The organism is Streptomyces sp. NBC_00212 (genome assembly GCF_045206365.1).
In the GTDB taxonomy this organism is placed as follows: Bacteria; Actinomycetota; Actinomycetes; order Streptomycetales; family Streptomycetaceae; genus Streptomyces.
Genome location: NZ_CP108115.1, coordinates 7,289,250 through 7,304,558, shown reverse-complemented (window position 1 = coordinate 7,304,558; position 15,309 = coordinate 7,289,250). Strand labels below are relative to the sequence as shown.

The 15,309-nt window shown below is 72.5% G+C and carries 19 protein-coding genes; 10 read left to right on the top strand and 9 right to left on the bottom strand.

Annotated elements, in window-relative coordinates; translation table 11 throughout:
- Positions 1-23 precede the first annotated feature (23 nt).
- From OHA17_RS33345 to OHA17_RS33335, 3 genes are all read right to left on the bottom strand, one after another.
- Positions 24-863: a patatin-like phospholipase family protein gene (locus OHA17_RS33345; RefSeq protein WP_406509570.1), complete on the bottom strand. Its 840-nt coding sequence runs from the start codon at positions 861-863 to the stop codon at positions 24-26.
- 67 nt (positions 864-930) lie between these two features.
- On the bottom strand, positions 931-2,100 hold the full coding sequence (gene tuf / locus OHA17_RS33340) for an elongation factor Tu (protein WP_406509569.1): 1,170 nt from the start codon (positions 2,098-2,100) through the stop codon (positions 931-933).
- A gap of 291 nt (positions 2,101-2,391) precedes the next feature.
- Complete coding sequence (locus OHA17_RS33335) at positions 2,392-3,090, bottom strand: DNA alkylation repair protein (RefSeq protein WP_406509568.1); 699 nt, start codon at positions 3,088-3,090, stop codon at positions 2,392-2,394.
- Between the two features lie 75 nt (positions 3,091-3,165).
- On the opposite strand from OHA17_RS33335, the gene OHA17_RS33330 reads away from it, so the two are divergent.
- Complete coding sequence (locus tag OHA17_RS33330; protein ID WP_406509567.1) at positions 3,166-3,870, top strand: TVP38/TMEM64 family protein; 705 nt, start codon at positions 3,166-3,168, stop codon at positions 3,868-3,870.
- 207 nt (positions 3,871-4,077) lie between these two features.
- On the top strand, positions 4,078-4,950 hold the full coding sequence (locus OHA17_RS33325; RefSeq protein ID WP_406509566.1) for an undecaprenyl-diphosphate phosphatase: 873 nt from the start codon (positions 4,078-4,080) through the stop codon (positions 4,948-4,950).
- A gap of 30 nt (positions 4,951-4,980) precedes the next feature.
- Here the strand turns inward: OHA17_RS33325 and OHA17_RS33320 are convergent, their stop codons facing one another.
- Positions 4,981-5,358, bottom strand: a complete 378-nt coding sequence (locus OHA17_RS33320) for a hypothetical protein (protein WP_398881760.1) — start codon at positions 5,356-5,358, stop codon at positions 4,981-4,983.
- Positions 5,359-5,567: 209 nt separating this feature from the next.
- On the opposite strand from OHA17_RS33320, the gene OHA17_RS33315 reads away from it, so the two are divergent.
- The 3 genes from OHA17_RS33315 (at position 5,568) to OHA17_RS33305 (ending at position 6,912) form a co-directional block, all read left to right on the top strand.
- Complete coding sequence (locus OHA17_RS33315) at positions 5,568-5,744, top strand: hypothetical protein (protein WP_406509565.1); 177 nt, start codon at positions 5,568-5,570, stop codon at positions 5,742-5,744.
- 117 nt (positions 5,745-5,861) lie between these two features.
- Positions 5,862-6,059 (top strand): hypothetical protein, encoded by a 198-nt coding sequence (locus tag OHA17_RS33310; protein WP_406509564.1) that lies wholly within the window; start codon positions 5,862-5,864, stop codon positions 6,057-6,059.
- 52 nt (positions 6,060-6,111) lie between these two features.
- On the top strand, positions 6,112-6,912 hold the full coding sequence (locus OHA17_RS33305; RefSeq protein ID WP_406509563.1) for a GNAT family N-acetyltransferase: 801 nt from the start codon (positions 6,112-6,114) through the stop codon (positions 6,910-6,912).
- 13 nt (positions 6,913-6,925) lie between these two features.
- Here OHA17_RS33305 and OHA17_RS33300 read toward each other — a convergent pair whose 3' ends face one another.
- The gene (locus OHA17_RS33300) at positions 6,926-7,711 is read right to left on the bottom strand and encodes a crotonase/enoyl-CoA hydratase family protein (protein ID WP_406509562.1); all 786 of its coding nucleotides are present in this window, start codon (positions 7,709-7,711) and stop codon (positions 6,926-6,928) included.
- An 83-nt stretch (positions 7,712-7,794) separates the two neighbouring features.
- Here OHA17_RS33300 and OHA17_RS33295 point away from each other — a divergent pair, with 83 nt between their 5' ends.
- Positions 7,795-8,274 carry a nuclear transport factor 2 family protein gene (locus tag OHA17_RS33295; RefSeq protein WP_406509561.1) on the top strand — a complete coding sequence of 160 codons (480 nt, stop codon included), beginning with the start codon at positions 7,795-7,797 and terminating at the stop codon, positions 8,272-8,274.
- 110 nt (positions 8,275-8,384) lie between these two features.
- Positions 8,385-9,956 carry an apolipoprotein N-acyltransferase gene (gene lnt / locus OHA17_RS33290; protein WP_406509560.1) on the top strand — a complete coding sequence of 524 codons (1,572 nt, stop codon included), beginning with the start codon at positions 8,385-8,387 and terminating at the stop codon, positions 9,954-9,956.
- On the opposite strand, the gene OHA17_RS33285 is transcribed toward lnt, so the two are convergent.
- Together OHA17_RS33285 and OHA17_RS33280 are read right to left on the bottom strand one after the other, a co-directional pair.
- Positions 9,880-10,785: a Gfo/Idh/MocA family protein gene (locus OHA17_RS33285; RefSeq protein ID WP_406509559.1), complete on the bottom strand. Its 906-nt coding sequence runs from the start codon at positions 10,783-10,785 to the stop codon at positions 9,880-9,882. The two genes, lnt and OHA17_RS33285, sit on opposite strands and share 77 nt — an antisense overlap.
- Positions 10,782-12,020, bottom strand: coding sequence for an FAD-dependent oxidoreductase (locus OHA17_RS33280; protein WP_406509558.1), 1,239 nt, complete (start codon positions 12,018-12,020; stop codon positions 10,782-10,784). Before OHA17_RS33280 ends, OHA17_RS33285 begins: the two co-directional genes overlap by 4 nt.
- 76 nt (positions 12,021-12,096) lie before the next feature.
- Between OHA17_RS33280 and OHA17_RS33275 the strand changes: the two genes are divergently transcribed.
- The 3 genes from OHA17_RS33275 to OHA17_RS33265 all read left to right on the top strand — a co-directional run bounded on the left by OHA17_RS33275 (position 12,097) and on the right by OHA17_RS33265 (position 13,827).
- Positions 12,097-12,699 carry a TetR/AcrR family transcriptional regulator gene (locus OHA17_RS33275; protein ID WP_406509557.1) on the top strand — a complete coding sequence of 201 codons (603 nt, stop codon included), beginning with the start codon at positions 12,097-12,099 and terminating at the stop codon, positions 12,697-12,699.
- Between the two features lie 39 nt (positions 12,700-12,738).
- Positions 12,739-13,275, top strand: a complete 537-nt coding sequence (locus OHA17_RS33270; protein ID WP_406509556.1) for a DinB family protein — start codon at positions 12,739-12,741, stop codon at positions 13,273-13,275.
- Positions 13,276-13,371: 96 nt separating this feature from the next.
- A complete protein-coding gene (locus tag OHA17_RS33265) occupies positions 13,372-13,827 on the top strand; it encodes a hypothetical protein (protein ID WP_406509555.1) in 456 nt (151 codons plus the stop codon).
- A 101-nt stretch (positions 13,828-13,928) separates the two neighbouring features.
- Here OHA17_RS33265 and OHA17_RS33260 read toward each other — a convergent pair whose 3' ends face one another.
- Positions 13,929-14,402, bottom strand: a complete 474-nt coding sequence (locus OHA17_RS33260) for a hypothetical protein (protein ID WP_406509554.1) — start codon at positions 14,400-14,402, stop codon at positions 13,929-13,931.
- 162 nt (positions 14,403-14,564) lie between these two features.
- Positions 14,565-15,248, bottom strand: coding sequence for a uracil-DNA glycosylase (locus tag OHA17_RS33255; protein ID WP_053724269.1), 684 nt, complete (start codon positions 15,246-15,248; stop codon positions 14,565-14,567).
- Positions 15,249-15,309 lie beyond the last annotated feature (61 nt).

Here is a 15,309-nt window from a genome sequence, read left to right as displayed (position 1 = left end):
TGCGGATCGCCGGGCGGCGTGCGTCAGGCCCAGAGCGCCTTGACGGCGTCGACGTGGGCGACGGCCTGGGCGAGGCCGGCCCGGGCGGCCGGGGCGCGCCGCGCCGGGTCGAGGCTGTTGCGCCCGAAGGCCTTCTTCGCGGCGGCGTCGGGGGTGATGAGCTCCACCTTCGCGCCCGCCTCGGTGAGCTTCGCGGCCTGGGCGGCGGGGGAATCGAGCGGGCCGCCGCCGGCCGGGCTCGGCGCGATGATCACGATGCGGCGGCAGCCGGCGGCGAGGTGGGCGTTGGCCGTGGAGTGCAGGCCGCCGTCGATCCACTTGCACCCGTCGATGGTGACCGGCGGCCACACCAGCGGCACCGCGCAGCTCGCGGCGACCGCGTCGATGAGCGACACGCCGCTGTCCTTGTCGAAGACCCTCAGCTCGCCGGTGTCGACGGCGACCGCGGTCAGCTTCAGCGCCCGCTCGGGCCACGCGTGCGTGAGCAGCCGGGCGGCGATGACCGCGCGCCGGTCGGCCTCGCTCGGGGTGTCCGCGGCGAGCGCCAAGCGGCCCATCTTCGCGCCGTAGTCCTCGGGCGTACGGGAGCCGATCACGGCCCGCGCGTAGCGGAAGAGCTTGCCGGCTCCGAGGTGGCCCGCGATCTCCCCCTCGGGCTCGGCGAGTTGACGCCCGTACAGCTCGGCGAGGGATATCCGGCGTGCGCTCGTGTTCACGCCGACGACCGCGCCCGCCGAGCTTCCCACGACGAGGCCGGCGTCGGTCAGGTCCACGCCCGCTTCCGCGAGCCCGTACAGGATGCCGGTCTCCCAGCCCACTCCGGTGAGCCCGCCCGAACCGAGTACCAGTGCAGTGTCCGTCATGATCGCAGTGTGCCCGAACGCCAACGGCCCGCCTCCCCCGGGGTGTTGGGGAAGGCGGGCCCGCTGGTCACAGGACCGAGCTGACCGTCCCGGCGCCGACCGTGCGGCCGCCCTCGCGGATGGCGAAGCCGAGGCCCGGCTCAAGCGGCGTGTCACGGCCGAGCTCGACGGTCATGGTGACCGTGTCGCCGGGCCGCGCGACCGCGAGCTCACCGAGGTCGACGTCGCCGACCACGTCCGCGGTACGGATGTAGAACTGCGGCCGGTAGCCGGTCGCGATCGGCGTCGAGCGGCCGCCCTCGCGCGTGGAGAGGACGTACACCTGGGCGGTGAACCTCCGGCGTGGCGAGACGCTGCCGGGCTCGGCGACCACGTGTCCGCGGCGGACCGCGTCACGTGGCACCCCGCGCAGGAGCAGCGCCACGTTGTCGCCGGCCTGCGCCGACTCCATGGGCTTGCCGAACGTCTCCAGGCCCGTGACCACCGACTCGACGTCCGCGCCCAGGACTTGGACCCGGTCGCCGACCCGCACGGTGCCGCGCTCGACGGCTCCGGTGACGACGGTGCCGCGCCCGGTGATGGTGAGCACGTTCTCGACCGGCAGCAGGAACGGCGCGTCCACATAGCGCTCGGGCATGGGCACATAGGTGTCCACGGCGTCGAGCAGCGCGCCGATCGCCTCGGTCCAACGCGGCTCGCCCTCCAGGGCCTTGAGGCCGGAGACCCGTACGACGGGCACGGAGTCGCCCCCGTATCCGTGCGCGGAGAGCAGCTCGCGGACCTCCAGCTCGACCAGGTCGCTCAGCTCCTCGTCGCCCGCGTCCGCCTTGTTGAGCGCGACGACGATGTGGTCGACGCCCACTTGGCGGGCCAGCAGGACGTGTTCGGCCGTCTGCGGCATGATCCCGTCGAGCGCGGAGACCACGAGGATCGCCCCGTCCAGCTGGGCGGCGCCGGTGACCATGTTCTTGACGTAGTCGGCGTGGCCCGGCATGTCGACGTGCGCGTAGTGGCGGGTGTCGGTCTCGTACTCGACGTGCGCGATGTTGATGGTGATGCCGCGGGCGGCCTCCTCCGGGGCCCGGTCGATCCGGTCGAACGGCACGAACGTGCCGCTGCCGCGCTCGGCGAGCACTTTGGTGATGGCGGCGGTCAGGGTCGTCTTGCCGTGGTCGACGTGGCCCATGGTGCCGATGTTGAGGTGGGGCTTGGTGCGTACGTATGCCGTCTTGGGCATGGCTGAATGTCCCTCGCGTGGTCGCTGAGCGTGCTGGGACCCCTGAATCCGGCCGACCCTCCCCGTGCGGGGTCCGCCGGACTTTCCGGGAAGGGTCAGCTTCGGGCGCCGCCGAGGGGCGCCGCGGCCGTGAATGCCTCGGCCGCTGTGAAGACGGCAGCCTTCGGCGCGTCCGCGACTGCGGACGGCGCTGCGAGGAAGGCGTACCTGGACATGTCGCCGATCATCCCTGGTGGGCGGCGGCGCGTCGAATGGTTTTCGGCGGGCGGAAGTTGGGGCGGCAAACGCCGCCTACAGGTTCTTCAGCGCCTCGCGCACCGACAGCGGCGACAGACGTTCGCGCTCGGCCGTCACAAAGGCGCGGACCGCGCCCGGATCGGTCTTGGCGTACTCGCGCAGGCTCCAGCCGATGGCTTTGCGGATGAAGAAGTCCGGGTGCGTGCCGCGGCGCAGGCAGTAGTCGAAGAGGCGGTCGGGGTCGGTGTGTTCCTTGTGGGCGAGCTGGTGGAGCAGGGCGGTGCGGGCGATCCAGAGGTGGTCGTCGTCGATCCACTCGTCCATCACGGCGGTCAGCTCGTCGTCGGCGGCGACGAGCGGGCCGACGACGTGGGCGGCGAGGTGGTCGACGGTGTCCCACCAGGAGGTGGTGGCGACGAGGTGCCGGGCGACCGGCAGGAATCCCGACGAGCAGACCCGGACGTTGCGCCGCAGGTAGTCGACCGCGAAGTAGTGGTACTCGCGCTCGGCCAGCTCCCAGCACCGCAGCGCGACAGCGGCGCAGTCCGCTTCGGTGGGCCGCGCGAGCCCGTCGAGCACGGCCCGCGACAGCGCGCGCCGCTCGGGGGTGCGGATGCCGAGGAAGGGGGCGATGCCCTTCATGTACGCGACCATCTCGGCGGCCCGGTGCGGATCCCCACCCCCGGGATAGACCCGGACGAGCCGTCCGAGCACGTCGTCGGCGAGCGGGCTGCGGGGCGCGCGAGGGGTCATGGGCCCACGGTACGGGGAGGGTGTCCGGGGCTTCGCCTGCGGCGGGCGACCGCCCGCGTCGGTTAGTCTCCCCGGATGCCGGAGCCCGCCGTCCGCCCGTCCCCCGGCCTCGCCGCCCGCTGTACGAGAGCAGTGCTCTCGCCCTGGGCGCGGCTGGGGCTGCTCGTCGTGGTGCTCGCGGCCGCCGGGAGTGCCGTCCTCGTCCTCCAGCCGCAGCGGCTGCTCGCCGAGGGCTGGCCGCCGCAGGTGGGCGGGGCCGGCGCCGTCGTGCTCTTCGCGGTGGCGTACGGGCTGTGCACGGCGGCGTTCGTGCCGCGTCCGATCCTCAATCTGGCCGCCGGGGCGCTCTTCGCCACCTGGGCCGGATTCGCGTCCTCGCTGGTGGGCACGGTGCTCGGCGCGGGCATCTCGTTCGGGCTCGGCCGGGTGCTCGGGCAGGACGCGCTGCGGCCCCTGCTGCGCGGGCGCTGGCTGAAGGCGGCGGACGGCCAGCTGTCGCGGCACGGGTTCCGCTCGATGATGGCGATCCGGCTCTTCCCCGGCGTGCCGTTCGCCGGCGCCAACTACTGCGCGGCGGTCTCGCGCATGAGCTGGGCGCCGTTCCTGCTCGCGACGGGCCTCGGCTCGGTGCCCAACACCCTCGCGTACGTCGTCGCGGGCAGCAGCGCCTCGTCGCCCACCTCGTCCGCCTTCCTGATCGCCATGGGCTTCATCGTGCTGAGCGGGGCCGCGGCCGCCGTGGTGGGCTGGCGCAAGCGGCACCGGCTGCGGCAGCGGTAGCGGTTGGGCGGAGGCCCACCACAATCCGGACGGCCACGCTTCCCCCAGGCCTCGCCGCGTCAACCATCCGTTCACCCACGGCCGTTACCGTGCCCTCGATCCGCGCAAGATCTCCGGGTGCAGCCGTGCTGCCTCCGGTGCTCCGGCCGGTCCCCCGTCGTGCCCGACCGGCCGTGGCCCCGACCCTCTTGGATGGCGCAGCAACCCATGTCTTGGTTCGAATCGTTCATACTCGGGCTCGTCCAGGGGCTCACGGAGTTCCTGCCCGTCTCCTCCAGTGCGCACCTGCGGCTGACGGCCGCCTTCGCGGGCTGGCAGGACCCGGGTCCTGCGTTCACGGCGATCACACAGATCGGCACCGAGACGGCCGTCCTCATCTACTTCCGTACGGACATCGCGCGGATCGTGTCGACCTGGTTCCGCTCGCTCACCGACCGCTCCCTGCGCCGGGACCACGATGCGCGGATGGGCTGGCTCGTCATCGTCGGCTCGATCCCGATCGGGGTGCTCGGCATCGTCCTGAAGCACCAGATCGACACGTCCTTCCGCGATCTGCGGGTGATCGCCACCACCCTGGTCGTGATGGGCGTCGTGCTCGGCGTCGCCGACCGGCTCGCAGCCCGCGACGAGTCGGGCGGCCGCCACCGGGCAGCCAAGGAGCGCAAGTCGCTGCGCGAACTCAGCACCAAGGACGGTCTGATCTACGGCATCTGCCAGGCCATGGCTCTGATCCCGGGTGTCTCGCGCTCCGGCGCCACCATCAGCGGCGGCCTCCTCATGGGCTACACCCGCGAGGCGGCGGCCCGTTACTCCTTCCTGCTCGCCATCCCGGCCGTCCTCGCCTCGGGGGTCTTCGAGCTGAAGGACGCGGGCGGCCCGGGCCAGGCCCCGATGCTTCCGACGCTCTTCGCCGCGGTCATCGCCTTCGGCGTGGGATACGCGGTCATCGCGTGGTTCATGGCCTTCATCTCCAACAAGAGCTTCATGCCCTTCGTGGTGTACCGCATCGTCCTGGGCATCGCCCTGTTCGCCCTCATCGCCGCGGGCACCCTCAGCCCGGACGCGGGTGGCGGGCTCTGACTCACTCACTGCATACGGGAGTTGAGGCGCTCAGCCCGCCGACTCCTCGGGGCCGTCCCCCTTGAGCTCCTCCGCGCGCAGTGCCAGGTCCTGGAGCACATCGGCCGATGTCACGTCCCGCTCGCCGGAGTCGTGGACCTGGGCGAGGGCCACGAACGCCAGGCTGAACGCGGCCACGAGCTGCCGGATGGCCCCGCCGACCTCCCGCGCCACGAGGGTGGCCATCTCCTGCGGGGTGGCGTCGGCGGGGATCTCGATGTGCGGCATCGTCTCGTTGAGCAGAGCGGTGACGATGCCGATCTCCGTGTCGGGGGCTCCCCGTTCGGCCTCCGCCTCGATGCGGCGGCGGTAGTCCCCGGCCTCGGTGAGAATGCCGATCACTCGCTTGAGAACCTCGCTCTGCTCCATGCCGCGAGGATAGGCGGCGACGCCCGCCCGGGCGCCGGACAACGCCCCGACCGCGCCGGGCAGTTGCCACGTCCGTACGGCCAGCTGTCCGGATCTCGCCCCCGGCAACCCACCGGTTGCGGCCCTCCCACGCCACTCAACTGTGGCATGTTGGCTGAGAGTTCCCACTCCGTGGCGGTGGGTCACCTGATGGCCGTAGGGTTGTCCCCATGCCCCCGACTTTCGACCGCCGCTGCCTTCGCCCTGCCGACGTGGTGAACGCGGAGATCCGCTCGCTGTGGGAGCGGTCCGACGGACGCCTCTCGCCCGAAGAGGAGGAGCGCTACCACTGGCTCCTGGTCGAGTGGGCCGCGGCCGTGCGCCAAGACACCGCCCAGGCAGCCTGACACCGGGCGGGCCAAACGTCCCACACCCTGTGATCTTGGCCACCCCGCACCGCTCCCACCTGGGGTTCGGCGCATTTGGCGGGGTCGGTTGTCCGACCGGACCCGTAGCCTGGTCGCATGTCTTCCTCCCCCGAGCGGTCCGGCCCCGTGCCGTCCGACGCGGATGCCGCCAACGACGCCATCCGTGCGCTCGTCGACGGCGCGGACGAGCACTGGCCCGCGGAGGAGTACGAGCGGCTGCTCGCCGAGTGGGCCGCGGCGGTGGGCGAAAGTGCCCCGGTGGCGGCGGGAGCCCCCTCGCGGCGGCGGACCTGAGCCGCGCGAATTCCAGTTGCTGTGGCCCTCGTCACGGTGTTGGAGTGGCCGGATGGACACCGACGCGCTGAACAGCGACACCGATGACGAGTTGCTCGCGATCTTCGACCGGCAGCTGCGGGAGAACGCCCTGCCCGACGGTCCCGGCGCGACGGTCGAGCGGACCGGCGACGTCGTACGGCAGGTGGGTCCGGGCCACGTGTGGAACGGCATCCTCTGGTCGGACCTGACCGCGGCGAACGCGGACGCGGAGATCGCGGCACAGGCCCGCCACTTCGCCTCCCTCGGCAACGAGTGCGAGTGGAAGCTGTACGCCCACGACTGCCCCGCCGACCTCGGCCGGCGCCTGCTCGCTGCCGGGTTCGAGGCCGAGCCCGCGGAGACCGTCATGGTCGCCCGGGTCGCGGACCTCCCCCTCGACGTCGAGCCCGCCGACGGCATCACGCTGCGCCCGGTCACCGACGCGGCCGGGGTGGACCTCATGGCGTACGTCCACGAGCGGGCCTTCGCCAACGACGGGGCCCGGTTCCGCGCGCGCCTCCTCGCCCAGTTCGCCGAGGCCCCCGACACCTTCACCGCGGTCGTCGCCATGGCTGGGGACGTGCCGGTGAGCGCGGCCCGCATGGACTTCCACCCCGGCACGGAGTTCGCCAGCCTGTGGGGCGGCGGCACCCTGCCCGAGTGGCGCGGCAAGGGGATCTACCGCGCCCTGATCGCCTACCGCACCCGGATCGCCGCCGAGCGCGGCTACCGCTACCTCCAGGTCGACGCCTCCGACCAGAGCCGCCCCATCCTGCGGCGCCTCGGCTTCACCCCGCTGACGGTGACGACGCCGTACATCCGGCAGCCGTAGGAGCCGCCGGCGGTCAGCACCGGCCCTCGAACGCGCCGTGCCGGCCCGCCCCCGCCGCGAACCTCGCCGCTCCCTCGGCCGCCTCCCCCAGAGCCTGGGCGCCGTGCCGCACCTCGCCCAGCAGGGCTTCCGGCTCGGTGCGGCCCTCCTGTTCGAGCAGGGACATCCGGTCGTGGCGCAGGCACGTCTGCGGGAAGGCGGCGATCTCGGCAGCCAGCTTTTCCGCCGCGGCGCGGGCGGTGCCGCTCGGTACGACCCGGTCGGCGAGGCCGATGGCGTGGGCCTCGGCCGCGTCCACCGGTCGCCCGGTGAGTACGAGGTCCATGGCGCGGCCCGCCCCGATGAGCCTCGGCAGCCGTACCGTTCCGCCATCGATCAGGGGCACGCCCCAGCGGCGGCAGAAGACTCCGAACACGGCGTCCTGCTCCATCACCCGCAGATCGCACCACAGCGCGAGTTCGAGGCCGCCCGCCACCGCGTGCCCGGCGACGGCCGCGATCACCGGTTTGGAGAGCCTGAGCCGGGTGGGGCCCATCGGGCCGTCGCCGTCCTCGGTGACCCTGTTGCCTCGGTCGGTGCCGATCGCCTTGAGGTCGGCGCCCGCGCAGAAAGTGCCTCCCTCGCCCCAGAGCACCGCCACCGCGGCCTGCTCGTCGGCCTCGAAGGCGCGGAAGGCGTCGGCCAGGGCCTTCGCGGTCGGGCCGTCCACCGCGTTGCGCGCGCCGGGCCGCGAAAGGACCACCGTCGTGACCGGACCGTGCCGTTCGCTGCGTACCGCTGGAGCCGTCTCGTCAGTCATGGCGCCAGCGGTAGCACGGGTCGCCAACCAGCCACAAGTGCAGGGCTCTTGGCGTTCCGGTCCCGCTGGCACAGACTGAACCGATGACGCAGCGCGTGGATCTCGGGACCCTGCTCGACCGTTTGGCCATCGACGAACTCATCACCGGATATGCCGCGGCCGTCGACGACGGGGACTGGACCGCCTACCGCGCCCTGTTCGCCGCCGACGGCCGCGCCGACTACCGCCCGGCGGGCGGCATCGAGGGCCCGGCGGAGGAGGTGGCCCGCTGGCTCGCGGAGACCATGCGGCTCTTCCCGGTCCGCCAGCACCTGATCACCAACCGGCTGCTGACCCTCCAGGATCTCGGCGGCTACCCGGGCGACCGGGCCGAACTGCGCGCCGACTACCTCAACCCGATGTGCTTGGGCGCCAACGGCGACGGCACCCCGCCCACGCCCGACTTCGAGGCCGGCGGTCGCTACACGTTCTCGCTGGTCCGCACGGACGCGGGCTGGCGGCTGCGGTCGGTGACCGTGCACGAGAAGTGGCGGCGGATGTCGGGGGCGCTCGCCGGGGGCTGAGCGCGCGGGCGGGACGCGCCGGGCGCCGGGCCGTCTGTGCGCGGCGACGCCCGACCCGCACACTGGCAGGGGAACCCAACGGATCACGGGGGCGGGCAAGGAGGCGCGGTATGCGGATTCCGGTCGGCCGTCACACACCGCGTCTGAGCTCCGCCTGGTGGCGCGGGGCGGCCGCGGTGCTCGCCGGGGCGCTGCCCTCGCTGGCCTTCCCGGCGCCCTCGCTGTGGTGGTTCGCCTACGTCGCCCTCGTGCCCTGGCTGCTCCTGATCCGTTCCGCGGGCAGCGTGCGGCGGGCAGCGCTCGACGGCTGGCTCGGCGGCATCGGGTTCATGCTCGCGGTGCATCACTGGCTGCTGCCGAGCCTCAATGTCTTCATCGTGGTCCTGGCCGCTCTGCTCGGGCTGCTGTGGGCGCCGTGGGGCGTCCTGGTGCGCTCGACGCTGGGCGGCGGGCCCTCCGTTCTGCGCGCGCTGGCCGCCGTGGCGGTGGTGCCCTCGGGCTGGCTGATGGTGGAGCTCGCCCGGTCGTGGCAGGGGCTCGGCGGGCCGTGGGGGCTGCTCGGCGCGAGCCAGTGGGAGGTCGCTCCCGCACTGCGGCTGATGTCGGTGGGCGGGGTATGGCTGGTGAGCCTGCTGGTTGTGGCGGTCAACACTGCCGTCACGCTGTGTGTGGCGTTCCCCCCTGTGCGTACCGCCATGGTTTCCCTCCTTGTGGTGTGCGCCCTCGCCACGGGGGCCGTGTGGATGTGGGCTCCGCACATGCAGCGGGACGGCCGGATCAGGGTCGCCGTGGTGCAGCCGGGTGTGATCGAGAACGGGGATGCCCGGTTCGCCCGCAGCGAGGCGCTGACCCGTGCGCTGGCCGGGCAGCACGTGGACCTGGTCGTGTGGGGCGAGAGCAGCGTCGGGCAGGATCTGGCGGCCCGGCCGGATCTGGCCGCGCGGATCGCGACGCTGTCCAAGGACCTGAACGCGGACATCCTGGTGAATGTGGACGCGCGCAGGTCCGACAAGCCGGGAATCTTCAAGAGCTCGGTCCTCGTCGGGCCCGGGGGTCCGACCGGGCAGCGCTACGACAAGATGCGGCTCGTGCCGTTCGGCGAGTACATCCCGGCGCGTTCGCTGCTCGGCTGGGCGACCTCGGTCGGCAAGGCGGCGGGCGAGGACCGGCAACGGGGCACGACGCCCGTGGTGATGACGCTGCCGTCCGCGGTACGGGTGGGGCCGCTGGTGTGCTTCGAGTCCGCGTTTCCCGACATGAGCCGTCATCTGGTGCGCATGGGCGCCCAGTTGCTCATCGCGCAGTCCTCGACCTCCACGTTCCAGGACACCTGGGCGCCCGCCCAGCACGCCTCGCTGGCCGCGCTGCGCGCCGCCGAGACGGGCCGCCCGATGGTCCACGCGACGCTGACCGGCATCAGCGCGGTCTACGGCCCCGAAGGCGAGCGGATCGGCAACTGGATCGGCACGTCCGCGAGCACCTCCGCGGTGTACGACGTGCCGCTCGCCACCGGCACCACTCCCTTTGTGCGGCTCGGCGACTGGGCGGTGTACTCGGCGCTCGGCGCCCTCGCCCTGTTCTGCGCGGCCGAGGGCGTGCGTGCGCTCAGGAGGCCTGCTCCAGAGCCTCCCGCACCACCCTCTCGCACAGCTCATGAGTCGCCAGCGCGTCCTGCGCGCTGAGCGTCTTGCCCGCCCGTACGGCGTCGAGGAAGGCGAGGACGGACTGCTCGATGCCGCGCTGGCGGGCGACGGGCACCCAGTCGCCGCGGCGGCGCACGGTCGGCTGGCCCTTGTGGTCCACGACCTCGGCGAGGTTGAGGACCTGGCGCTTGGTGTCCTGCCCGGAGACCTCCAGGATCTCCTCGGTGGACCCGTTCATCCGGTTCATGGTGCCGATCGCGGTGAACCCGTCGCCCGAGAGCTGGAGGACGACGTGCTCCATCAGCCCCTCGCGCACGCGGGCCCGTACGACGGTGTGCTCGATCTGTCCCGGCACCAGGAAGCGGAGCGTGTCCACGACATGGATGAAGTCGTCGAGCACGAGGGTGCGCGGGTCTTCGGGCAGCCCGACGCGGTTCTTCTGCATCAGGATGAGCTCGCGGGGATGGTCGGCGCACTGGGCGTAGCCGGGCGCGAGGCGCCGGTTGAAGCCGACGGCGAGGCTGACGCCGCGCCGCTCGGCGAGCGCCACGAGCCGCTCGGAGTCGGCGAGTTCGTACGCCAGCGGCTTGTCGACATAGGTCGGTACGCCCGCTTCGAGCAGCCGGGCCACGATCTCGGGGTGCACCGCGGTCGGCGCGTGCACGAATGCCGCGTCGAGGTCCCGCGCGAGCAGCGATTCGAGGTCGGTGTGGCGCTGCGCGGCCGGTATGCGGTGGGTGTCGGCCACCGCGGCCAGGGTGGCCGGGGTGCGGGTCTGCAGATGCAGTTCCGTGCCCGGCAGCGTGGTCAGAACCGGCAGATAGGCCTTCTGCGCGATGTCCCCGAGTCCGATGCATCCGACCTTCACGGGGTCTCCTTCTGCCGAGGGGTGTCCTGCTTCCTTGCCTGGTCAGCATACGTGCGCCCAGGCGGCTGCCAGGTGGCGATGTCCGCGAAGGAGCGCAGCGGGAAAGCAGGGCAAAGTACGGAGACCGCGCTGATCAGAGTGTTGCGGACCGCGATGCCCACCGGGTTGCGCAGCATGTTGATCCGTGCGGTCCGCTCCGCTTTGCGGACGATGCCCATGGTGCGGGGCAGCCGCTCGGCGGTGTAGTGGGCGAGGCCGGTGGCGAGGTCGCCGTGCGGGTCCGCGTGGTGGGCCAGGACGATGGCGTCCTCGATGGCCTGGTTGCCGCCCTGGCCGAGCGTGGGCGCCATGGCGTGTGCGGCGTCGCCGATGAGGGCGACCCGGCCGCGGTGGTGGGCGGGCAGGGCCTCGGCCATCCAGTGGACGTCGTTGCGCAGCACCGGGCCTCCCTCGGCCGCATCGAGGACGGCCGGGATCGGGTCGTGCCAGGCGCCGAACAGCCGTCGCAGCTCGGCCAGTTCACCATCGGGGGCGCGCCCGCCGCGCGGGATCCTGGCCGCCGCGTACGCGTAGAGGCGGCCGTCCTTGAGGGGCTGGGTGCCCCAGATGCGGCCGGGCCCCCAGGTCTCGTGCGGCGCGAAGGGCCGGCCGGGGTCGGGCACCACGACGCGCCAGGTGGTGAAGCCTGCGTACGCGGGGCCGGGGTGGGCGGGGAACAGGGCTTTGCGCAGAGCGGAGTTGATGCCGTCGGCGCCGACGACCAGGTCCGCCTCGATGTCCCCCGTGGCGGTGCGCACCACCGCGGGGCGGTCGACCGCTCCGCGGTCGGCCAGTTCCGCCAACTCGCCGGTGCGCAGGGCTCCTTCGGGCAGCGCTGCGGCGAGGGTGTCGATCAGGATCGCCCGGTGCAGCAGGACCATCGGGCCGCCGAAGGCCTCGGCCGCGGCCTGCGGATCGGTACGGGAGAGCCAGCGGCCGCTCGGTGTGCGCAGGCCGCCCTCCCCCTGCCAGGCGGCGAGCGCCCTGACGGCGTCACCGAGGCCGACGACATCGAGTGCCCGCTGAGCGTTGGGGGCGAGCCCGATGCCCGCGCCGACCGGCTTCAGCTCAGCGGCCCGCTCCAGAACGGTGACCCGCCAGCCCCGCCGGACCAGGGCCAGGGCGGCGGTGAGCCCGCCGATTCCGCCGCCGACGACCACCGCGCGGGATGTTCCGTTGCCGCCGTACACGTCCATGACGCCCCCTGCCGACTACGCCTGTAGTGAGAAGCCAACGGTACTACAGCTGTAGTGCGCGGGATAGATTGACCTCATGGCCGCACGCACCCCGGGCACCTCGCGTGCCGATCTCATCGCCGACACCGCGCTCGCCCTGCTCACCGAGCGGGGCATGCGCGGCCTCACCCACCGGGCCGTCGACGAGCTGGCGGGGCTGCCGCAGGGCTCGACCTCCAACCAGGCGCGGACCCGCCAAGCGCTGCTCGAAGCGGCGGTCCGGCGGCAGGCCGAACGCGAGGCCAAGGTGCTCGTCCCGGCCGAGATGCCGGCGCCCGGGAGCGGCCCCGACGAACTGGCCGGCGCGCTGGCCCTGGCTCTGCACCGCCACCTCACCGGCCACCGCGAACTGCTCGTGTCCCGCTACGAGTTGGCCCTGGAGGCGACCCGGCGCCCGGAGCTCCGCGCGTACTACGACGCGGCCGGACGTCAGTTCAGGGCGCCGCTCGTGGCGCTGATGAAGGCTGCGGGATCGAGCGCGCCCGAACGCCACGCGCTTTCCCTGATCTCGTTCAGCGAGGGCCTGATGTTCTCCTGCGTGGCCGGTTCCTACCACGCCGAGGTGCCGTCCGAGCCGGAGATCCGGCGCGGCTTCACCGAGCTCCTTCGCGGCATGCTGGCCGGGCCGCCGCTCCGATAACCGTTGGCTCCGGCCGAGGCCGTCGGAGAGGATGACGCCATGACGACCTCCGAAGTACCGCCCGCCGAGACGACCGAGCGCAACGAGCCCGCACTGGACGCGGCCGAGCGGGCCATGCTCGACGGCTGGCTGGAGTACCACCGCCGGACGCTGGTCTGGAAGTGTTCCGGGCTCACCGACGAGCAGCTCAAGCAGGCCGCCGTGCCGAGCTCCACACTCACCCTGCTCGGCCTGCTGCGGCACCTGACCGAGGTCGAACGCTGGTGGTTCACCACGGTGTTCGGCGGCGAGCCCGACGGTTGGGTGTACGGAACCGAGGAGGACCCGGACGGCGACTTCCACTTCGGCCCCGACGACACGTACGCGGACGCCCTTGCCACGTGGCAGCGTGAGGTCGCGACGGCCCGATCGCACGCGGCCAAGCGCGACCTGGACGACCTCAGCGTCGGCACCGCCCGCGACGGGCAGCACTTCAGCCTCCGCTGGATCTACACCCACATGATCGAGGAGTACGCCCGCCACAACGGCCACGCCGACCTGATCCGCGAGGCGCTCGACGGCTCGACGGGCGACTGAGCCCGCGGAAACACGGAGGCGGCCGGATCACTCGTGCGGGCCATTTATAGGCCCGTACTATCGCCCAACTCCCGCCGTAGCCAGCAGAGTTGCCAGATGCACCGAACCAGGAACGCGCTGAAGCTCATGACGGCCGTGGCAGCCCTGACCGTCTGCGGATGCGTCTCGGGCTGCGTCTCCGTCGACGCCCGGACCACGCCCTCCCAGCCACCCGCCGCCCCGCCCGCCCGACCGCAGGGCGAGGTCGCTCCGCAGCCGCAGATCGTCCAGGCCCCGGCCCGCGAGGCCCTGGACACGGTTCTGCCGCCGGACACCCCCTCCCCTTCGCCTCCCCCGCCGCCGAAGGCCGAGCAGCCGGACGCGCCCCGCCATCACCACCACTCCCGGGCCGAGCAGCCCAGGCACTACCCGGCCGCCCCCAGGAAGCAGCACCCCCGGCCCGCCCCCGCGCCGCCCGCCTCGGGCGGCATCTGCGCGCTGGGCCAGGGGTACGGCGGCTGGCAGGCGGACAGCCCGGAGGCCCGCATTTGCCGCGAGGCATACGGTAATTGACGATCCGTCACACTCGGCCGAAGTGTCATCTCCCGATGGGCGCCCGAGGCCGCGGACTGACGGTCGGCCGCACGCCATCGAGCTGAGGGGCTGATGGTGGGTCACATGGCGTCCACCTGCCGCTCAAGCCGGCGCAGCGCCTCACGGATGTCGTTCCCGTACGCGTCGTCGGACAGCGCGTCCAGGGCGGCATGGGCCCGGCCGAGGTGGAGCCGTGCCTCCTCCGGACGGTGCAGTTTTACGTAGTCGGCGGCGAGGTTGAGGTGGAGCGAGGGGTAGAAGGCCCGCACCGCGAGCCAGGCGTGGTGCTCGGTGAGGCGCTCCTGGCTCAGGCCGTCGGCCGCCGCCAACGCCCTGAGGTCCCAGGCCAGTTCGTCCCCCGTGTCGTCCTGCGCGTCCGCCATGTAGTGGGCCAGGGTGCAGCGGTGGAGCGCGTCGCCGTCCTCGCCGATCTCCGTCCACAGCGCTCCGAAGCGGTTGCGGGCCTCCTCGCGGTCCCCGCCGTGCAGCAGCATCATCGCTTGCCCGATCCGGGTCATCACGATGTCCCCCGGGGCTTCCTGCATGTCCGTCACCGCTGTCTCCACCAGTCGTCCAGTCGTCACGAAAAGCCGAACGACTTCGACGCTATCCGCCGCCACTGACAATCGGCCTCAGGCTCGGGCGGGGCCCCGGGGCTGTCAGCCGGACGCCGTCACAACGCCCGGCCGACGATCACGCCCCTCGGCCGGTCCGCCTCAGCCCAGGTTCGGCACGCGCCAGTCGATCGGGGCGTGACCCTGCGCCGCGACCGCCTCGTTGATCTGCGTGAACGGGTGCGAGCCGAAGAACTTCTTGGCCGAGAGCGGCGAGGGGTGCGCGCCCTTGACCACCACGTGGCGCTCCTCGTCGATCAGCGGGAGCTTCTTCTGCGCGTAGTTGCCCCACAGCACGAAGACCGCCGGGTCGGGCCGCGAGGCGACCGCGCGGATCACCGCGTCGGTGAACTTCTCCCAGCCCTTGCCCTTGTGCGAGTTGGCCTCTCCGGAGCGCACGGTGAGCACCGCGTTGAGCAGCAGGACGCCCTGCTCGGCCCACGGCATCAGATAGCCGTTGTCCGGGATGTCCAGGCCGAGCTCGTCGCGCATCTCCTTGTAGATGTTGCGCAGCGACGGCGGCGTCTTGACGCCGGGCCGCACCGAGAAGCACAGGCCGTGGCCCTGGCCCTCGCCGTGGTACGGGTCCTGGCCGAGGACCAGGACCTTCACCTTCTCGTACGGCGTCGCGTCCAAGGCCGCGAAGACCTCCTCGCGCGGCGGGAAGACGGGGCCCTTCGCCCGCTCCTCCTCGACGAACGCGGTGAGCTCCTTGAAGTACGGCTTCTGGAGCTCCTCGCCGAGGACGCCCTGCCAGGACTCGGGCAGCATGGCGATATCGGTCACGTCAACAACCTCCGTGGGACATTCGGTTACCGCACTCTCGTTGCGGATTTCCGAACCTACC